This window comes from Flavobacterium sp. DW-iso2 (assembly GCF_058725285.1).
The window spans coordinates 1-4,577 of record NZ_JBZXDY010000052.1; the positions used below are offsets into that span (position 1 = coordinate 1).

A 4,577-nucleotide genomic window follows, 5' to 3' on the forward strand; every position below is an offset into this window, starting at 1 on the left:
ATCCTGCTCAAGTGGTGGCGGTGATAGCGGCGGTGACAATTATGGATACCCTCCTCATGTTGGTGGTGGTGGTGGATTAGATCTTTCATTCGATACCATCGAAGAACAAATTGACGACGCAGAGCTTACTGGAAAAGCAAAATGTCTCAATGCTTTATTAGACAAAAATGGTGATTCTTTTATACAGAATCTATTGGCCAATTTTGAAGGTGAATCAGAATTTGATATTAAAATTGTTTCAAAAAACAAAATAACTGTATTAGATAAAGATGGAAATATTAAAGAACTTAATGGAGCGACCTCATATATCGAAAACATAGGAAGTACTTTAATAACAATTGAAATCAGCACTTCTAGAACAGATCTACATGCTGCTCTAGAAGGAGCAAGAACCATAATGCATGAATACATACATGCAGATATTATTAGAAAACTAAATACAGTAAACGGTCCAAATCAAGAAAGATTAGACTTTAAAACAGCGTATGAAGAATATGGAAATGCTCATGGAACTATGGCAGAATTATACCTCAATAGTATGAAAGAAGCTTTAAAAGCATTTCATAAAAATGTGCTTACAGATGATTATAATAAATACACTAATTACTATGGCGCAACGCCTACTGATGCTTTTTATGAGGCTATGGCTTGGAGCGGACTTAGAGACAACAATGTTAAAGCCTGGGTAGGTTTACCTGCAGAAAAAAAAGCTGCTATAGAAGCACTCGCTAATAGAGTTCCTAATTTAAGTAAAACAGTACCTTGCCCTACCTCCTCCAACTAAATAGTAAAAAAAATCCAAACTAGGTATTGAAATTTCCTTACCTAGTTTAGATTATAAAATTTTAAAACTTTAAATATGAAAACAGCAATTCTCCTTTTACTATCTCTATTTATAGGCCCTAATTTACAGGCTCAAGAAAAACAAAAAGACACACTCTTTTTTAATTATAACAATAAATACATTAGAACACTTGTTGAAATGCCAAACGAGTTTTATATAAAAGATGGAAGTGGCGCTAGTTACGGTAATTTTTTCTTTAAAGAAGTAAAAGTCCTAAATAATCTAAAACCAAAAAAAAACCTATGTCTTAAAAAATTTATACGATCCTCTAAATACTATGATAAAAATAAGGAACCACAGTTAGACGATTATAAACTAGCCTTTTTTTTAAACAATTATATTATTTTTTTGACAAAAAGAAATAAATCAGAATATATTCAAGTTGTGGCAGCTGTTAGAATTGAATAAAACCACACCAATCTAAAGGATGCTCCTTATCGATAAATGGATTTACAAAAAGATATTGACGAACATGAAATGTATGACCCGATAGCGCAGAATTGCATTCTGTGCCCACAAAGTTGAGCAAACAAAACAAGTCAAAGAGCTACATTCTGTAAAAAGTTGTAGCTTTTTTTTAGTATTTTTAAAACAAAAACAGGTCAACAAAATACAAAGCCACAACTACAAACAAAGCCTATTTTATAAGCATAACAACTGTGGGTTGGATAGACGTTTTTACAAGATTGAATCAAAAATATGTTATCACCAACGCATTAAAACATTGTAAAGAAAAGAAAGGTTTAGAAATTTATGCTCGCTGCTGTAATCAAAACCAAACCATCATAAATTATTTAGCTGTGTGTATGTAGATCCTACTCATTCCATTATCCCCTTCAGGTTTGAAGTACAGTAATTCTAATAAAACGAATAAATTAAACAAACCTTTTCCTTTCAAACTGGAAAGGGTTTGTGTTTTTAAAATATCACTAAAACTGGGTATTTTATTAATAATGTTAATTCAATAAGTTTGTCTTACTCTATTTAACCGAATAGTCTTAACTTTACGATTCAATCTATGAAACAAACCACAAACCACAAACCACAAACCACAAAGCTGCATTAGCAAATTTCTACTACTTTTTGTTCTGGCACTCACCTTAAGTAATTGCCAAGTTGAAGAAACAGTGATCTTAAATCATACTATTGAAGCTCAAACATGGTTCAACAATAATATTACTTTAAAAGAATTTCCTGTTTTAAGCTATACAAAAGATATTGATTGGAATAAAGCTATTGTTACTAATGGTGAGCAAGGAGAAATAATAGAAGTTCCATTAACTCTCAATACTAATATAACTACTAAAGTGGGAGCAGTAATTTATTCAAACCATAATAGGTTAGTATTTATAAAATCTAAAAATGGCTTCACATACAATCATGTACAAATTTTAACAACAAATAAAACCTTTGATAACACCGATAAAACATTTAATTTCTATCAAATTAACGATGAATTTAATGGAGTTATTTTAGTTAAAAACCAAAAGGGCGAAGTTCTAAATTTTAATGAATTTAAAAATAGCTTTTTACACAAACCTGATCCGACTGCTAGAATGGCGATGATGTGTGTCTACATTGGTTGGATGTATGAAGATGGTAGATTTGAGCGAATTGCACCAATATCCTGCTCAAGTGGTGGCGGTGATAGCGGCGGTGACAATTATGGATACCCTCCTCATGTTGGTGGTGGTGGTGGATCAGATCTTTCATTCGATACCATCGAAGAACAAATTGACGACGCAGAGCTTACAGGTAAGGCAAAATGTATTAATGACTTACTTACAAAAAATGGAGATTCTTTTGTCCAAAATTTATTGGCTAATTTCCAAGGTAGCTCTTCCTCTTTTGATATTAAAATTGTTTCCAAAGATATAATTATATCTAAAAATACGGGGTTAGAAATTAATGGCGCAACAACATATAATAAAGATATAAACTCCAAATTAATAAATATAGCAATTAGCACTTCGCGCTCAAATGAACAATCAGTTCTTGATGCCGCAAGAACCATTTTACACGAATACATTCACGCAGATATAATTAGAAAACTATACAATGTTAATACAATACCAGGAACATTTGTTTTTAAACAAGAATATAACAAATACGGAAACCAGCACGGCACTATGGCTACATTATACTTATCTAGTATGAAAGAAGCTCTTAAAGAATTTAATAAAACTGTACTTCCTAATGATTATAAAAATTATACGGATTATTATGGAGAAGAACCGAGTGATGCTTTTTATGAGGCTTTGGCTTGATCAGGCCTAAAGAAAATGATGTTCAAGCTTGGACAAATTTAACACCTCAACAGCAAAAAGATATAAATCAACTGGCAGATAGAGTAACAAAAATGTCAAAATCAGTAAATTGTCCATAAAACATAAATTATTTATTATGAAAATACACTTTATAATTATTATAATTTCATTTTTTTCTATGAATACTCTAAAAGCTCAGGAAAAATCAAAAGACACAATATTTTTTAAATTAGACAACTATTTATATCAGTCTAAATCTGATGATAAAGAGTATATTATAAAAGACAATTATGATTCAAGTGAGGGTGCTATATATTTTGTACAAAAAAAAATCATAAAAATTACTAAACCAAAAAAAATTCTTTGTTTTAAAAAATTTGCTCAAACTTCAAACCTTTATAAGTTAAAATACAATAGCAAACTTGACGATGTTAAAGTCATGAATTTAACCGATAGCTACGTAATAGTTGTAGTTAATAAAAAAAATAAAGAAGTGGAATATGTTCAAGTAAGTCCAGAATTCGCAATTCAATAAAAAAGTAAGACTAATTGAAAAAGGTATTAAATCCCCAGCTCTGCGAAGTGTTCATAAAAACAAAAATTAATAAAAATCTAAGGCTGCTGCGCAAATGTCTCCTGACTTTGCGCCCGCTGCTATACGCCAAACCATATTATCCTAAAACTAATTAACTATGGATTCATAGGTACTATTCATTCCACTCATCCCCTTCCCGGTTTTAAACCCAGAAGGGGATTTTTATATAAAATCAAATCGCCTCAACCCGATGGCGCAGAATTGCATTCTGTGCCCACAAAGTTGAGCAAACAAAACAAGTCAAAGAGCTACATTCTGTAAAAAATTGTAGCTTTTTTTTAGTATTTTTAGAACAAAAATAAGTCAACAAAATACGAAGCCACAACTACAGACGAGGCCTATTTTATAACCATAACAACTGTGGGGTCGATAGACCTTTTTACAAGATTGAATCAAAAATATGTTATCACCAACGGATTAAAACATTGTAAAGAAAAGAAAGGTTTAGAAATTTATGCTCGCTGCTGTAATCAAAACCAAACCATCATAAATTATTTAGCTGTGTGTATGTAGATCCTACTCATTCCATTATCTCCTTCAGGTTTGAAGTGCAGTAATTCTAATAAAACGAATAAATTAAACAAACCTTTTCCTTTCAAACTGGAAAGGGTTTGTGTTTTTAAAATATCACTAAAACTGGGTATTTTATTAATAATGTTAATTCAATAAGTTTGTCTTACTCTATTTAACCGAATAGTCTTAACTTTACGATTCAAACTATGAAACAAACCACAAACCACAAACCACAAACCACAAACCACAAACCACAAAGCTGCATTAGCAAATTTCTACTGCTTTTTGTTCTGGCACTCACCTTAAGTAATTGCCAAGTTGAAGAAACAGTGATCTTAAATCATACTATTGAAGCTCA

General features: G+C 31.2%; 3 protein-coding genes and 3 pseudogenes. All 6 read left to right on the top strand.

The genetic code is table 11. The features are described from left to right. Positions 1-784 (top strand): annotated as a pseudogene (locus AC4PRO_RS17990) (hypothetical protein); the annotation flags it as partial. A 75-nt stretch (positions 785-859) separates the two neighbouring features. Beyond that, positions 860-1,252, top strand: coding sequence for a hypothetical protein (locus AC4PRO_RS17995; RefSeq protein ID WP_492118372.1), 393 nt, complete (start codon positions 860-862; stop codon positions 1,250-1,252). 251 nt (positions 1,253-1,503) lie between these two features. Continuing rightward, positions 1,504-1,608: pseudogene (locus AC4PRO_RS18000) on the top strand (REP-associated tyrosine transposase); the annotation flags it as partial. 363 nt (positions 1,609-1,971) lie between these two features. Continuing rightward, the gene (locus tag AC4PRO_RS18005; protein WP_492118373.1) at positions 1,972-3,111 is read left to right on the top strand and encodes a hypothetical protein; all 1,140 of its coding nucleotides are present in this window, start codon (positions 1,972-1,974) and stop codon (positions 3,109-3,111) included. 136 nt (positions 3,112-3,247) lie between these two features. Further along, positions 3,248-3,646 carry a hypothetical protein gene (locus AC4PRO_RS18010; protein ID WP_492118374.1) on the top strand — a complete coding sequence of 133 codons (399 nt, stop codon included), beginning with the start codon at positions 3,248-3,250 and terminating at the stop codon, positions 3,644-3,646. A gap of 420 nt (positions 3,647-4,066) precedes the next feature. After that, positions 4,067-4,171, top strand: a pseudogene (locus tag AC4PRO_RS18015) (REP-associated tyrosine transposase); the annotation flags it as partial. Between the last annotated feature and the right edge of the window lie 406 nt (positions 4,172-4,577).

What these genes read in the sequence shown, in the direction of transcription:
- AC4PRO_RS17995 (WP_492118372.1), top strand. Translation starts at nt 860, where the DNA reads ATGAAAACAGCAATTCTCCTTTTACTATCTCTATTTATAGGCCCTAAT.
- AC4PRO_RS18010 (WP_492118374.1), top strand. Translation starts at nt 3,248, where the DNA reads ATGAAAATACACTTTATAATTATTATAATTTCATTTTTTTCTATGAAT.